Source organism: Streptomyces sp. NPDC087845 (assembly GCF_044742755.1).
Classification (GTDB): Bacteria; Actinomycetota; Actinomycetes; order Streptomycetales; family Streptomycetaceae; genus Streptomyces.
Genome location: NZ_JBIUVC010000002.1, coordinates 363,205 through 377,843 on the forward strand (window position 1 = coordinate 363,205; position 14,639 = coordinate 377,843).

Below are 14,639 nucleotides of genomic sequence, written 5' to 3' on the forward strand. Positions count from 1 at the left end.
CCCGGGAAGGCGGTGAGGCCCCCGGAAAGTGGTGAGGCCCCTGGAAGGTCAGGGGGCCGCGCCCCCGGGGAGGCCGGCGTTGCCGCCCTGACCCGCGCTGGTCCCCGTGGTGTCGCCGGCGGAACCGCCTTCGTTCCCTCCCGTACCCGCTGTCGCGCCGTTGTCGGTGTTGCCGCCCGTACCGGTGCCGCCGCTGTCGCCCGAACCGGTGCTGGTGCCTTCGTCCGTCCCCGTGCTGCCGTCGGTGCCGGTACCGGCGTCGGTGTTGCCGCCCGTGGACGGTGTCGACGGCTTGTTGGACGGCGGCTCGGACGGCTTGCTCGGCGGGACCGACGGGGAGTAGGAGTGCCGCGGGGTCGTTTCCTGCTGGTTTCCGGTGGAGTTCTCCGGCTGCTGGCTGCGCTCGGTCTGCCGGTCGGTCGGCGAGGGCGGACTCTCCGGCTCGGACGGCGAGACGGAGGTCTCCGTGGGCGTCTTCTTGTGCTGGTTGTCGTTGTTGCCCGCCGCGTTGACGGCCATGGCGACGCCGGCCCCGATCGCGATCAGCGCGAGCACGACGAACAGCCACAGCTTGCTGCGGCCGCCACCTCCCTGGTGCCCGCCTTCGTAACCACCGTCATCGGGGTTCATCGGCGGCAGGATCGGGCCCTGCGAGGTGTCGCCGTGCTGCGGGTGGCCCATCGCCATCGTGGCGCCGGTGACGCCCAGGGCCGGGGTGTGGCCGCCCTCGTGCATCGCGACCGGGCCGGTGTTCCAGGTGCCCGTGTGGCCGCCCTGCACCTGGAGCATCTGCAGGCTGTACTGGACGAGGCCGCGCATCTCCTCGGCGCTCTGGAACCGGTCGTCCGGGTCCTTGGCGAGCGCGCGCATCGCCAGCCCGTCCAGCTCCGGCGGCACCATGTCCAGCACCTCGGACGGCGGGATCGGAATGTCCTGCACATGCTGATATACGACGGAGAGCGGCGTCTCGCCCGTGAACGGAGGCCGCAGCGCCAGGAGTTCGTACAGCAGGCAGCCGGTGGCGTAGAGGTCGGAGCGGTGGTCGACGGCCTTGCCCAGCGCCTGCTCGGGGGAGAGGTACTGCGGCGTCCCCATGACCATGCCGGTCTGCGTCATCGTCGACTGCGCGCCGTGCAGCGCACGGGCGATGCCGAAGTCCATCACCTTGACCGCGCCCGAGTTCGTGATGATCACGTTGGCGGGCTTGATGTCGCGGTGCACGATGCCGTGCTGGTGCGAGTACGCGAGGGCTTCCAACACGCCCGAGACGATGATCAGCGCCTGCTCGGGCGGCGGGGCCTCGGCACTGAGGAGCAGGTCGCGGATGGTGCGGCCCTCGACGAGCTCCATCACGATGTAGGGGACGGTCTGGCCGCCCACGACGTCCTCGCCGGAGTCGTACACGGCGACGATCGCGTGGTGGTTGAGGCCCGCGACCGACTGCGCCTCGCGCGTGAACCGGGCCTTGGAGACCGGGTCCTCCGCGAGGTCGGCACGCAGGAGCTTCACCGCCACCGTGCGTCCCAGCCTGACGTCCTCGGCCGCGAAGACCTCCGCCATGCCGCCCCGGCCGAGCCGGTGGGTCATCCGGTAACGTCCGTCACCGACGACACCGTCGATGCCCCAGGAGTCGGTGCCATCCGAAACTCCGCCGCCGTTTGCTTCGGAATCGGGTGCCATCAGTCCTCGCCGTCGTATCTGTCCGCGCGTCCGCGGGTTCTCACGGTGTCTAGCTGCATTGCCACGTCACGCTACAGCCTTTGCCGGACACACCGTTTCCGAGAGGGACCGGTCATCCAACCGCCCGGCGCGCCGGGCGCACAAATTCCATGAGGTTCCTGTAACGCTTCCGAGACGCTTCTTGTGCGTAGGGTCACGGAACGAGCACCTGGCTTGACGTGTCGTACCCCTCGGGCAGACTTGGCCTGATAGGGATCATCGCGTCAGTCGCGCGCCGAGGGGGAAGCAAGTCATGAGCCAGGACGGCGCACACGGCGCTCAAGGGCGCTACGCGGGCGGTTCGGTCGCCGGCGGCCGGTACCAGCTTCGCGACCTGCTCGGCGAAGGCGGGATGGCGTCCGTATATCTGGCGTACGACTCCGCTCTGGACCGCCAGGTCGCAATCAAGACACTGCACACGGAGCTGGGCCGCGAGCAGTCGTTCCGCGAACGGTTCCGGCGCGAGGCGCAGGCTGTTGCCAAACTGCAGCACACCAACATCGTCTCCGTCTTCGACACCGGCGAGGACGAGCTCGGCGGCGCGCTGATGCCGTACATCGTCATGGAGTACGTGGAGGGGCAGCCGCTCGGCTCCGTGCTCCAGGCGGACATCCAGAGCTACGGCGCGATGCCGGCCGACAAGGCGCTCAAGGTGACGTCCGACGTACTGGCCGCGCTGGACACCAGCCACGAAATGGGTCTCGTCCACCGCGACATCAAGCCCGGCAACGTGATGGTGACCCGGCGCGGTGTCGTGAAGGTCATGGACTTCGGCATCGCCCGCGCCATGCAGTCGGGCGTCACCTCGATGACGCAGACCGGCATGGTCGTCGGCACCCCGCAGTACCTCTCCCCCGAGCAGGCCCTGGGCCGCGGGGTGGACGCGCGCTCCGACCTGTACTCGGTCGGCATCATGCTGTTCCAGTTGCTGACCGGGCGCATCCCGTTCGACGCGGACTCGCCGCTCGCCATCGCGTACGCGCATGTCCAGGAGGAGCCGGTCGCGCCCTCCGCCATCAACCGGTCGATCACCCCGGCGATGGACGCGCTCGTCGCCCGCGCGCTGAAGAAGAACCCGAACGAGCGCTTCCCGAGCGCCGCGGCGATGCAGGACGAGATCGCGCGTGTGCTGAGCGCGGGCGCGCAGACGGGCGCCCCGGTGATCGTCGCGGGCGGCGGCGCACCGTCGAACAGCGGTTCGGGCGTCGGCTCGGCGGTCTTCCCGCCGGTCGACCAGTCCACTCCGGCACCGCAGAGCGTCCAGACGCCGTACCAGCCGGGCCCGTACCAGTCGGGCCCGTACGGCGCGCCGACCCCGGCTCCGTCGTACGGCTATCCGCAGTCGGGCCCGGCGTACCAGGGCCAGGCGCCGATGTCCCCGATGCAGCAGCAGACCCCGCCGCCGTACACGATCGCGCCGCAGACGCAGCCCGGCTCCCGCGGGGGCGACTCCAGGCGGAACATGCCGGTGATCGTCGGCTCGATCGTGGTCGCGCTGATCGCGATCGGCGGGTTGATCACCGTGCTCTCGCTGAAGGACCCGGGTTCGGGCGACGACCCCGCCGCGAACGACTCGCCGGCCACGAGCGAGCACAAGGACCCGGAGCGGAACCGGACGATGAGGACCGAGGCCTGCACGGACCCCCTGGAGGACACCAACGACCCGAACAAGGTCGACGCGCCGAGCTTCCTCTACAAGGACATCCTCTCGGCGAAGGCGTGCGCGGACGCGGCGGGCTGGACGATCAAGGAGATCAAGGTCCCCGGGAACGCCTACGCGGAGGACCAGGTCGTCGACCAGTTCCCGACCTCCGGAACGGCCGTGCCCAAGACCGGCGCCCACTTCGAACTGCGCATCGCGACGGGCGACCCGGCCTGAGCGGACGCGGGCACGGATGCTCGCGCAGAGGGTGCTTGCGCAGAGGGTGCTGCGCGGGTAGGCGGTCGGAGGGCGGTGCACAGATCAGCGGTAGGCCGTGGGGCACGGGCAGGCCGTGATGCGCGGGCAGGCCGTGGTGCACGGCTGTGGGGAAGTGACGGCCCGCTGTGTCCGTCCGCGAGGGTGCCTTCCGGGACCGCGCACGCGTAGTGGCGGCTCCAACGCGTAGTGGCGGCTCCCAGGGACCGGTGCGGCCCCAGGGGTTCACCACACGCCCGAGATGCCGGACATATCGTCACATGTGACGCTGCCCTCATGGCTCCAGGACTTCTCCCTTCGCGGTCCACGAGGTGCGTGGTCTGCCTCATATTCTCGGCGGGCGCGGCGCTGGGGGCCGCGACGGGCGAGGCGCACGCGGAACGGCGTGCGCCCGGCGGGGCGGCGGGGGCGGTCAGCGTCCCGGTGACGCCGCCCGCGACCACGTCGTCCGCACCGCCCGCCCGCCCGTCCACCGCCCCCGATACCGAACCGCCGGACGAAGCTCCGGCCACCCCCTCGGCCACTCCTTCGGCCGAATCCCCCGCGATACCCACGGCCACTCCCCCCGACGACGCCTCGACCGCCCCCGCACCCCCGGCGTCCTCCGCACCCCCGGCATCCCCGGCATCCCCGGCATCCCCCTCCCCGACCTCCGGCGCCCCTTCACCCCCGCCCTCCGCCGACCCTTCCCCCGCCTCCGCGGCCGACGGGTCACCGCCCCCCGAAGCGCAGTCCCCGCTCGCCGGGCGCGAGGCCGGGGAGGGGCGACTGCGGCCCGGACGGCCGCACCCGCCGTGGGAGCCCACCCACGCGAACAGTTCCCTCGACGAGCCCGACGCGCGACCTGCGGCAACCGATCCGGGGCCGGTGCCCGCCGCGATACCGGCGGCCAGCACGTCACCCGAGCCCGGCCGGCCCGCGCCCCAGGCCTTCGGCGGTCCGGCCGCGGAGCGGGTGCAGCGGGTGTCGCTGGGAGGGGGAATCGCGTTGATAGGACTGGGCCTGGGCTTCCTGGCGTTCCGCATGCGCCGCCCGAACTGAGGCGGGCCGCAGCCCCGCCGCAGCCTCCCCTACCCCAGCACCCACGGCCTTCCCACCAGCGCCCATGGGCTCCCGACGGGACTTGCGCCGAACAACATACTCGGTATACATACTCAGTATGTCGATCCGTCACGGGCTACTGGCCCTGCTGGAACGGGGGCCCAGATACGGCTCCCAGCTCCGTACCGAATTCGAGTCGCGCACCGGCTCCACCTGGCCGCTCAACGTCGGCCAGGTTTACACGACCCTGAACCGGCTGGAGCGCGACGGCCTGGTCGTCCAGGACGACGAGGACGACCAGGGGCACGCCCTCTACGCCATCACCGACGACGGCCGCACCGAACTGCGGAGCTGGTTCGAAACGCCCGTCGACCGCACCAATCCGCCCCGCGACGAGCTGGCCATCAAGCTCGCCATGGCGGTCGGCGCGCCCGGTGTGGACATCCGGGCCGTCATCCAGGCCCAGCGCCACCACACGGTGAAGGCGATGCAGGACTACACCCGCCTCAAGGCACAGGCCCTCGCCGATGTCCCGGCCAACCGCGACGAGGTGGCCTGGCTGCTCGTAATCGAACAGCTGATCTTCCAGGCGGAGGCCGAGGCCCGCTGGCTGGACCACTGCGAGTCCCGGCTGATCCGCCTCGCCGAGGCCGCCGCCACGGAGCCGGAGCCCGAGGCGCGTACGACCGGCCGCACCCCGGCCGACCGCGCTCCTGCCCGTATCGCCCGCCCGCGCACCCGGCGCTGACCACGGCCCGCCGCGTACGCGCCCGGCGCCCGGCACCGCCCCGGCCCACCGCGTACGCGCCCGGCGCCCAGCACCGCCACGGCCCACCGCGCACGCACCCGGCGCCCAGCACCGCCACGGCCCACCGCGCACGCACCCGGCGCCCAGCACCGCCACGGCCCACCGCGCACGCGCCCGGCGCCCAGCACCGCCACGGCCCACCGCGCACGCACCCCGTGCCGGCCCCGGACCGCTTCGGCGTCCGGCGTCGGCCCGACAGATCCGCTCCAAGGGGGAACCACCCACCATGTCCTCGCGCGCGCCGTCCCGTTCCACGGCCTCGTCCGGCTCATCGCCGGCCGTCGACGCACCGGTGCTCGAACTCCGAGCACTCACCCGCACCCACGGCACCGGCATCGCCGAGGTGCACGCCCTTCGCGGCATCGACCTCGCCGTGCACGCCGGTGAACTCGTCGCGGTGATGGGGCCCTCGGGCTCCGGAAAGTCCACCCTGCTGACCATCGCGGGCGGCCTCGACACCGCGACCAGCGGCCAGGTGATGATCGAGGGCCAGGACATATCCGGTCTCGGCCGCAAGGGCGTCGCCGCCCTGCGCCGCCGCAGCATCGGCTATGTCTTCCAGGACTACAACCTGATCCCCGCGCTCACCGCCGCCGAGAACATCGCCCTGCCGCGCGAGCTCGACGGGGTCTCCGTGCGCAAGGCCCGCAAGGAAGCGCGGGCGGCGCTGGAGGAGATGAGGCTCCTGGAGATCGCCGACCGGTTCCCGGACGAGATGTCGGGCGGCCAGCAGCAACGCGTCGCGATCGCCCGCGCGCTGGTGGGGGACCGGCGCCTCGTACTCGCCGACGAACCGACCGGGGCGCTCGACTCCGAGACCGGCGAGGCCGTGCTCGCGCTGCTGCGCAACCGCTGCGACAAGGGCGCGGCCGGTGTGATGGTCACGCACGAGCCGCGGTACGCCGCCTGGGCGGACCGGGTCGTGTTCCTCCGGGACGGCTCGCTCGTCGACCAGACGCTCACCGCCGGCGCCGACTCGCTGCTGGCCGCCGAGGGTGCCGAGGGCGCCGCGTGAGCGTCTTCACGGGCTGGCGCGCCGCCCTCCGCATCGCCAGGCGCGACGCGATGCGCGCCAAGGGCCGCAGCGCGCTGGTGGTCGCGATGATCGCGGTACCGGTACTCGGCGTCACGGCGCTCGATGTGACGTTCCGCAGCGTGACGCCGAGCGTCGCCGAGACGCTGACCAGCAAAATCGGCTCCGCCGACGCGCTGTTCAGCGACGAGGCGATGGGGCCCATCGAGCAGCTCCCCGACGGAGCGGTGAGCAACGTCTACATGGGCGTCGACGACGCACCGCCCGTGAAGGACGGCGGCGCGGTCGACGTCAGGGCGACGTTCCCCGAGGGTTCGCGGGCGATCACCATGCAGTCCGTCCCGGCGAATGTCACCACCCGGTACGGCGTCACGGACACCGAGATCGTCGAGATCCGGACGTCGGACGAGATGGTGCGCGGCAAGATCGACCTCGTGCGCGGCGCCTACCCGCACGGCAAGGGCGAGATGGCCGCCACGGAGCCGTTCCTGAAGGCGACCGGACTGCACGTCGGCTCGACCACCACCGTGCGCAACTCCGGCCGGACGTACACCGTCACCGGCGTGGTCGAGCTGCCCAGTGAGCTGAAGGCCAAGGTGCTCTACGCCGACCCCGGTGCGGTCATCGCGCCGTGGCAGGCCAAGGCCGACCACGACAAGAAGGTGCTTCCGCCCAACGCCGGTTCAACGGACTGGCTGGTCAAGGGACCCGCAGGGGTCGGCGTGACCTGGCCGACCGTCGTGGAGGCCAACAAGTCGGGCGTGCTCGTCACGTCCCGGCAGGTCGTCAACGACCCGCCGCCGGACTCCGAGGTCCCGCTGATGGCCAGAAACCCCGGCATCAGCGACAACGAGCCCCACGTGCTCAGCACGGCACTGATCACCGTGATCGCCATGGCGGTCCTGGAGATCGTGCTGCTCGCCGGACCGGCCTTCGCGGTCGGCGCGCGCCGTTCGCGCCGCCAACTCGGCCTTCTCAGCACCTGCGGTGGAGACCGGCGCCACATCAGGGCCGTGGTGCTCGGCGGCGGTCTGGTGCTCGGCGGCACGGGAGCGGTGGCGGGTGTCGTGGCCGGCCTCGGGCTCACCACGGCTCTTCAGCCCATGATCGAGAACTGGGCCGGAAAGCGGTTCGGCTCCCTCACGACGCCGCCCCTGGAGTTGCTGCTCATCGCCGCGATCGGCCTGGTCACCGGCCTGCTGGCGGCGATCGCCCCGGCGATCGTGGCGAGTCGGCAGTCCGTACTGGAGTCGCTCACCGGCCGCCGCGGCGTCCGTCGCTCCTCACGCGTGCTGCCCGTCCTGGGCGCCTGCGTGATGGCGTTCGGCGCCGCGATCGCCCTCTACGGCGGCATCAGCGGAAATTCGGCACTGGTCGCCGGTGGCTCGATCGTCGCCGAACTCGGGCTGCTGGCCTGCATCCCGGTGATCGTCGGCTTTCTCGGGCGGCTCGGCAGGATGCTGCCTCTCTCGCCCCGGGTGGCGCTGCGCGACGCGGCCCGCAACCGCGGCCGTACCGCCCCCGCGGTCGCCGCGGTGATGGCGGCCGTCGCGGGTTCGGTGGCCATCGCCACGTACATGGCCAGCCAGTCGGCCGAGAACGAGTACAACTACGTTCCCCTGCTCACCAAGGGAACCGTCGTCCTCTCGTCCACCGACGAGAAAGCGGCCGAGCGGCTCCCGCTGGTGCGGAAGGCCGTGGAACGGAGCCTGGCCGTCACCAGCGGACACGCGGACTTCCGGCGGGTCTGGGCAGGCAGCGACTGCAACACCTACGAGGAGAACCACTGCGGCTCGCTGGAACTGGTCAAGCCCACCGGCAAGGCCCACAGCTGCCCGCTCACCGGCAAGGGTGCCCAGAAGCTCGCCGCGCGGCTCTCCGCCGACGAGCACAAGAAGCTGATGCGGTCCCCCGCGTGCCTCGTCGACCTGACGGCATCCGGAGCCTTCAGCACCGATGAGAGCGACATCGTCGTCGCGGACGCGGCCCTTCTCGACACGTACGTGAAACTCGACGACCCCGCGGCCGCCAGGGCACTGGCCGCCGGCACCCCGGTGCTGCTCAACCCGGTGTACGCAAAGAACGGCGAGGTCACCGTCAAGGCGGTCCACCAGTACAGCGAGAAGGACAAGGAGAACGGGAAGCTCCACCCGGGCAAGGCGCGGACCACCGTGGACAAGCTGAAGGTGTATGTGGCCCCGGCGAAGTACGCCGCCACCCCCGGAATCCGCATGATCCTCCCGGCGAAGACCGCCGAGCGGCTCGGCCTGCACACCAGGGCGACCGGAAGCGCGTATGCCGTCGTCCATACACCGACGGACGCCGAGTACCAGCGGGTTTCCGGTGCCATCGAACAGGCCGGCGGCGGCTTCTGGGTGCAGTCCGAATCCGGCCCCGGCCGGCGGGACGACACCGGCCTGCTGATCCTGACCCTGTTCGCCGGCACGGTGACCCTGGGCGCGGCCGCGATCACGACGGGCCTCGCCAAGGCGGACGCGGAAGCCGATCTCAACACCCTCAGCGCGGTGGGCGCCCCTCCGGGCGTACGACGGAAGCTCTCCGGCTTCCAGTGCTTGGTCGTGGCGCTCACGGGTGTGGTGCTCGGCACACTGGCGGGCCTGGTGCCCGCGGTGGCGCTGCGCCTCATCGACCTGCAGGAAGCACTCAAGACGATGCGGCTCGAACCCACGCACTCGGCGTACACGCCGATCGTGCTGCCCTGGGAGACCATCGGCCTGCTGGTCGTGTGCATTCCGCTGCTGGCCGGGGTGCTCGCGGCGGCGTTCACACGGTCGCGCCTGACGTCGGCCCGGCGGCCCGGATGACGACGCCATCGGTGCGGTCAGTGGCCTGACCGGCTGAATTGGTGCCCCCGCGAACGGTGGATCAACCGTTCACGGGGGCACCACCGTGTTGCACGGCAGGTGTGCGAGACAATGGCGCCATGGAGATGCCGAGGAATGAACGGTCGCAGGAGCACCCCCAAGTCCTCGTAGTGGGGCAGGACGGCATGGCGATCGGCGGCGGTGGCACTGACGACGAGTCGCGTGAGGTCCCGGTGACGGAGATGGTCGAACAGCCCGCGAAGGTCATGCGCATCGGCAGCATGATCAAGCAGCTCCTGGAGGAGGTCAGGGCTGCTCCTCTCGACGAGGCGAGCCGGGTCAGGCTCAAGGAGATCCACGCGAGTTCCGTGAAGGAGCTGGAGGACGGCCTCGCGCCGGAGCTGGTGGAGGAGCTGGAGCGGCTCTCCCTGCCGTTCACCGAGGAGTCGGTGCCCTCCGAGGCGGAACTCCGGATCGCGCAGGCCCAGTTGGTGGGATGGCTGGAGGGCCTCTTCCACGGCATCCAGACGGCGCTGTTCGCGCAGCAGATGGCGGCGCGGGCCCAGTTGGAGCAGATGCGCCGCGCCCTCCCGCCGGGAAGCGGACACGAGGACGAGGACGGCGGCGGGGACCAGCACGGAGCCATCCGGTCGGGCCCGTACCTCTAGTCGGTACGCCCTTCTAGTCGGTACGCCCCTCCGGTCCGTACCCCGCATGGGTCGGCACACCGCGCTGACACGTATGCGCCGCACCGGCCGGTACCCGCTGCACCGGCCGGTCCGTGCCGCACTGGTCGTACGCGCCTCTCTGGTCCGTACGCGCCGCACTGGCCGGTGCGCCCTCCGGTCGGCGCCGCTCTGGCCGGTACGTCCTCCGGTCCGTGCCTCTCGATGGCGGAGCAACACCACCAAGGCCCGGCACACATGGTCGACGACCTGTGTGCCGGGCCTCGTAGCGTGCGGTGCGTGCTGCTCGGTGGCGGGGCGGGGGTGGGGGTGGGGGTGGGATTGGGGCGAGGGCGGGGGGGCGGGCCGTGGGGTGTCAGCCCGCGGGTGTCCGCAGAAGCACCTTCCCGATGTGCACGCTGGACTCCAGCACCCGGTGGGCCTCGGCAGCGTCGGGCATCGGCAGCGTGCGGTCCACGATCGGCCGTACGATGCCGTCGGCGATCAGCGGCCAGACGTGTTCGCGTACGGCAGCGACGATGGCGGCCTTCTCGGCGAGCGGGCGGCCGCGCAGCGAAGTCGCGGTGATGGCGGCCCGCTTGTTCAGCAGGGCGCTCAGATTCAGCTCGCCCTTGACGCCGCCCTGGAGGCCGATGACGGCCAGCCGGCCGTTGACGGCAAGCGCCTGCACGTTCCGGTCCAGGTACTTCGCACCGACGATGTCGAGGATGACGTCCGCACCGGCCCCGTCCGTCGCCTCGCGCAGCTCCTCGACGAAGTCCTGCTCCCGGTAGTCGATCAGGATGTCGGCGCCCAGCTCCGCGCAGCGCGCCAGCTTCTCCGGTCCGCCCGCGGTCACGGCGACCCGTGCGCCCACGGCCTTGGCGAGCTGGATCGCCATCGTGCCGATGCCGCTGGACCCGCCGTGCACCAACAGCGTCTCGCCGGGGCGGAGATGGGCCACCATGAACACGTTCGACCAGACCGTGGCCGTCACCTCGGGCAGCGCCGCGGCCAGTGCCAGGTCGACTCCGTCCGGCACGGGCAGCAACTGCCCGGCGGGTACGGCGACCTTCTCCGCGTAACCGCCTCCGGCGAGCAGTGCACACACCTCGTCACCGACCGACCAGCCGCTGACCCCGGGCCCGATCGCCGAGATGCGGCCCGCGCACTCCATGCCCGGGTACGGGGACGCGCCGGGCGGCGGGTCGTAGAACCCCTGCCGCTGCAGCACGTCGGCGCGATTGACCGCGCTGGACACGACATCGACGAGGACCTCGCCCTCGCCGGCTACCGGATCGGGCACCTCGGCCCATACGAGCGCCTCGGGGCCACCGGGTTCGGGGATCGTGATCGCATACATGGCGGCGAGGCTACTCCGTGGCACGCCCGGGTCGAGGCCGTGCCACGGGCCGGAGGACACCGTGCCACGGGCCGCACGACGGCGGGGCGAGCGGACGGGGAGGCGGCGGCATGATGTGGCCGCGCAACGGCGGGACACGGTCCGTCCGACGTGCACGGGAACAGACACAGGAACGGGAACGGGCACGGGCACGGGAGCAACGCCCGGCAACGAGCGCGGCACCGGAGCAACGCCCGGCTACGAGCGCGGTGTGCCCGTGGCCGGGTTGCTCAGCGGCGGTTCGTTCGAGGCGCGCACGATGGTGATCAAACGGTCCGTCAGCTGCAGAGGACTGGCCGCCGGATCGTCGTATCCGAGCAGTCGATGCCCCCGCAACACACTGACGACGAGATCCTCGGTCTCCCGGACGCTCTTGCCCACCTCGGCCTTTATCACTGGCCGTTCGACGAGGTCGAGGCCGCTGCCCTGCTGGATCAGGTCCTCCATCACCGTGCCCGCGCTGGGACTGAGGACGGAGAGGCCGAGCAGCCGGCCCGCCGCACTGGCACTGGTGATCACGGCGTCCGCCCCGGACTGCCGGAGCAGCGGCGCGTTCTCTTCCTCGCGCACCGCGGCAACGATCTTCGCCCCACGGTTGAGCTGCCGCGCCGTCAACGCCACCAGCACCGCCGTGTCGTCGCGCTGGGTGGCAATGATGATCTGCCGCGCCTTCTGGAGCTCGGCACGCAGCAGCACCTCGCTGCGCGTCGCATCACCGACCACGCCCACGAACCCTTCGGCGTTGGCGATCTCGATCACCTTGGACGCCGGGTCGACGATGACGATCTGCTCTTTCCTCAGGCCGGTGGCGCACAGGGTCTGGATGGCCGAACGGCCCTTCGTGCCGAAGCCGACGACAACGGTGTGGTCACGCAAGTTGGCTCTCCAACGCTTCAGCCGAAAATCCTCCCGGGTCCGTTCCGTGAGGACCTCAAGAGTGGTGCCGACCAGGATGATCAGGAACAGCACCCGCAGCGGCGTCACGAGCACCACATTGGTGAGCCGGGCCGTGTCTCCGTACGGGGTGATGTCTCCGTAGCCGGTGGTGGAGAGGGTGACCGTCGCGTAGTACACCGCATCGAGCAGGTCGACCTTGCCGTCGGCGGCATCGTGATATCCGCCACGGTCGAGCCAGACAATCAGCACAGTGGCCGCAAGCACCAGCAACGCCATCATCAGCCGCTTGGCGACCTGTCGCGCCGGTCCGGCGACGACCCTGCGCGGGAGCTGCACCCGCGTGGGCACGACATGTTCGTCGGCGCGCCTGGCCATCGCATCGTGGCCGGGAAGTTTCACGTGAAACACCCTTCCGTCCACGGCAACGCCGAGGCCCACGGTAGATCGAGGATCTCCACCTCGGTGCCGGACCGTACCCCGCCCGGAGGTACGACGGCCAGCCCGTCGGCCGCGGCAATTCCTCGGAGCATCGCCGGACCGTTGTAATGCAGCGGTACGACGTGCTCGGCAGCGCTGCCGGTTCCCGCTCTTCCGAGACTGTGTGCGCTGCCGCCGGTGCCGCCCGTGCCGCCCGTGCGGCGGACGACGGGCACCAGACGGGTGTCGTACGGGTGCCCGTGCACCTCGTCGCGCACGAGGACCCGGTACGGCGCCGCCGGCGCACGGCCGGCCAGCCCTCGGAGCAGCGGCTCGGCGAGCGTGAGGAGCCCGGAGACGGCGGCCAGCGGATTGCCCGGCAGCCCGACCAGATACGGGCCCGCATCCGGGCCCGCATCCGGGCCCGACGGCTTGAGCCCGGCCAGCAGCATCGGGTGGCCGGGGCGGACGGCGACGCCGTCGACCAGCAGCTCGGCCCCGATCTCGGCAAGGACCGGGTGGACGTGATCGACAGGTCCCGAGGCCGTACCGCCGGTGGTGATGACCAGATCGGCGTCGGAGGTGGTGAGGGCGCGCCGTAGGGCCGCGATGTCGTCGCCCAGACGCTGCGGGGCCGCGGCCTCGGCGCCCAGTGCGCGCAGCCAGGGGCCGATCATCGGGCCGAGCGCGTCACGGATCAGTCCGTCGTGGGGCAGCCCGCCGGTGAGCAGTTCGTCACCGAGGACGAGGACATCGACGCGGGGGCGGGGGACGGTGTTCAGCTCGTCGTACCCGGCGGCGGCGGCCAGACCGAGGACTGCGGGCGTCACCAGGGCCCCGGCGGGGAGAAGCTGATCCCCGGAGCGGCATTCCTGACCGCGGGGCCTGATGTCCTGTCCGGGATGTACCTGGTGCTTCGCGTGGAGCAGCCCTTTGGCCTCGTCCACGCGAGCGTGCTCGCTACGGATCACGGCGTTGGCGTCCGCCGGGATGCGTGCCCCGGTGGCGATCCGTTCGGCATCGCCGTCGGGGAGCGCGGCAGGGGCGCGGTGCCCGGCGAGGATGCCCAGCCCCGGGCCCGGTCGGGGGCCTGCGTCGGCGCCCGCGCCCCCGCCCGCGTCTCCGGAGCCCTCCTCGTTTCGGTTCCCCTCGACCTCGCGAACGGTCCATGGCCCCGGCCCGGTGACCACCCAGCCATCCATGGCGGAGGTGTCGAAGGACGGCAGATCGGTGAGCGCGACGAGCGGTTCGGCGAGTACGTGTCCGAGCGCCCGGTCGAGGGGGAGCCGCCGGGTACGGACGGGAACGTCACGGCCCGACCGCGCGGCGAGGGCGCGCGCCTCCCGCCAGGAGACCGCCCGGCTGTGCCGGTCACGCCCGTGCGGCCGGACCGCGCCCTGGTTCGGCGGCGGGGGTGAAGACGGGGCCGGCGACGGGGCCGGGGGCTGGTATGCGGACGCGCGCTCTTCCGTGGGGCGGGGCCGGTCCGTGGAGTCCGACGGCTCCGAGGAACACGCGTCCATGGAATCGGACCGGTCCACAGAGCGAGGCCGGTCCACGGAGTGGGGGCGGTCGTCGGACTGAGACCGGTCCCCCGAGCGGAGCCGGTCCGCAGGCTGAGACCGGTCCCCCGAGCGGAGCCGGTCCGCGGGCTGAGGCCGACGTGACGGGTGGGGCTCACTTGAAGACCGGCGCCCGACCAGAGCGAGGGCCTGTTCAACAGCCCGGTCCTCCTCGGCGGCCCGCAGTTCCTCCCGGGTCGGCACCCGGTCGCCCGACGCCGGACGGTCACGCGCCGAAGGCCCGTCGTCCACCGTGGCCCCCACACCCGTCGAGGGCCCGTCGTCCACCGTGTGCCCCACACCCGTCGAGGGCCCGCCGCCCGTCGGCACAGCGCCCATCGACGCGGCATCG

10 protein-coding genes are annotated in these 14,639 nt (G+C 71.8%); 6 read left to right on the top strand and 4 right to left on the bottom strand.

Annotation, left to right across the window (positions count from 1 at the left end):
- Positions 1–48 precede the first annotated feature (48 nt).
- Positions 49–1,680, bottom strand: coding sequence for a protein kinase (locus ACIOMQ_RS07240; RefSeq protein ID WP_401262102.1), 1,632 nt, complete (start codon positions 1,678–1,680; stop codon positions 49–51).
- Between the two features lie 292 nt (positions 1,681–1,972).
- On the opposite strand from ACIOMQ_RS07240, the gene ACIOMQ_RS07245 reads away from it, so the two are divergent.
- From ACIOMQ_RS07245 to ACIOMQ_RS07270, 6 genes are all read left to right on the top strand, one after another.
- Positions 1,973–3,598, top strand: coding sequence for a protein kinase domain-containing protein (locus ACIOMQ_RS07245; RefSeq protein ID WP_362192673.1), 1,626 nt, complete (start codon positions 1,973–1,975; stop codon positions 3,596–3,598).
- 354 nt (positions 3,599–3,952) lie between these two features.
- Positions 3,953–4,678, top strand: coding sequence for a hypothetical protein (locus ACIOMQ_RS07250; protein WP_401985942.1), 726 nt, complete (start codon positions 3,953–3,955; stop codon positions 4,676–4,678).
- A gap of 118 nt (positions 4,679–4,796) precedes the next feature.
- Complete coding sequence (locus tag ACIOMQ_RS07255) at positions 4,797–5,426, top strand: PadR family transcriptional regulator (RefSeq protein WP_362192666.1); 630 nt, start codon at positions 4,797–4,799, stop codon at positions 5,424–5,426.
- Between the two features lie 286 nt (positions 5,427–5,712).
- Positions 5,713–6,501, top strand: coding sequence for an ABC transporter ATP-binding protein (locus ACIOMQ_RS07260; RefSeq protein ID WP_362192663.1), 789 nt, complete (start codon positions 5,713–5,715; stop codon positions 6,499–6,501).
- Positions 6,498–9,344 carry an FtsX-like permease family protein gene (locus ACIOMQ_RS07265; protein WP_402188176.1) on the top strand — a complete coding sequence of 949 codons (2,847 nt, stop codon included), beginning with the start codon at positions 6,498–6,500 and terminating at the stop codon, positions 9,342–9,344. Before ACIOMQ_RS07260 ends, ACIOMQ_RS07265 begins: the two co-directional genes overlap by 4 nt.
- Before the next feature lie 119 nt (positions 9,345–9,463).
- Positions 9,464–10,012 carry a bacterial proteasome activator family protein gene (locus tag ACIOMQ_RS07270; protein ID WP_362192657.1) on the top strand — a complete coding sequence of 183 codons (549 nt, stop codon included), beginning with the start codon at positions 9,464–9,466 and terminating at the stop codon, positions 10,010–10,012.
- A 373-nt stretch (positions 10,013–10,385) separates the two neighbouring features.
- Here ACIOMQ_RS07270 and ACIOMQ_RS07275 read toward each other — a convergent pair whose 3' ends face one another.
- From ACIOMQ_RS07275 to ACIOMQ_RS07285, 3 genes are all read right to left on the bottom strand, one after another.
- Positions 10,386–11,372: an NAD(P)H-quinone oxidoreductase gene (locus ACIOMQ_RS07275; RefSeq protein WP_362192654.1), complete on the bottom strand. Its 987-nt coding sequence runs from the start codon at positions 11,370–11,372 to the stop codon at positions 10,386–10,388.
- 237 nt (positions 11,373–11,609) lie between these two features.
- Positions 11,610–12,746 carry a potassium channel family protein gene (locus ACIOMQ_RS07280; protein WP_362192651.1) on the bottom strand — a complete coding sequence of 379 codons (1,137 nt, stop codon included), beginning with the start codon at positions 12,744–12,746 and terminating at the stop codon, positions 11,610–11,612.
- The gene (locus tag ACIOMQ_RS07285; RefSeq protein ID WP_402188402.1) at positions 12,704–14,626 is read right to left on the bottom strand and encodes a molybdopterin-binding protein; all 1,923 of its coding nucleotides are present in this window, start codon (positions 14,624–14,626) and stop codon (positions 12,704–12,706) included. The genes ACIOMQ_RS07280 and ACIOMQ_RS07285 overlap by 43 nt, the downstream gene beginning before the upstream one ends.
- Positions 14,627–14,639 lie beyond the last annotated feature (13 nt).

Excerpts from the sequence above, each read along its gene's own strand:
- ACIOMQ_RS07240 (WP_401262102.1), bottom strand. The coding sequence starts at position 1,680 with ATGGCACCCGATTCCGAAGCAAACGGCGGCGGAGTTTCGGATGGCACC.
- ACIOMQ_RS07245 (WP_362192673.1), top strand. The coding sequence starts at position 1,973 with ATGAGCCAGGACGGCGCACACGGCGCTCAAGGGCGCTACGCGGGCGGT.
- ACIOMQ_RS07255 (WP_362192666.1), top strand. The coding sequence starts at position 4,797 with ATGTCGATCCGTCACGGGCTACTGGCCCTGCTGGAACGGGGGCCCAGA.
- ACIOMQ_RS07260 (WP_362192663.1), top strand. The coding sequence starts at position 5,713 with ATGTCCTCGCGCGCGCCGTCCCGTTCCACGGCCTCGTCCGGCTCATCG.
- ACIOMQ_RS07270 (WP_362192657.1), top strand. The coding sequence starts at position 9,464 with ATGGAGATGCCGAGGAATGAACGGTCGCAGGAGCACCCCCAAGTCCTC.
- ACIOMQ_RS07275 (WP_362192654.1), bottom strand. The coding sequence starts at position 11,372 with ATGTATGCGATCACGATCCCCGAACCCGGTGGCCCCGAGGCGCTCGTA.
- ACIOMQ_RS07285 (WP_402188402.1), bottom strand. The coding sequence starts at position 14,626 with ATGGGCGCTGTGCCGACGGGCGGCGGGCCCTCGACGGGTGTGGGGCAC.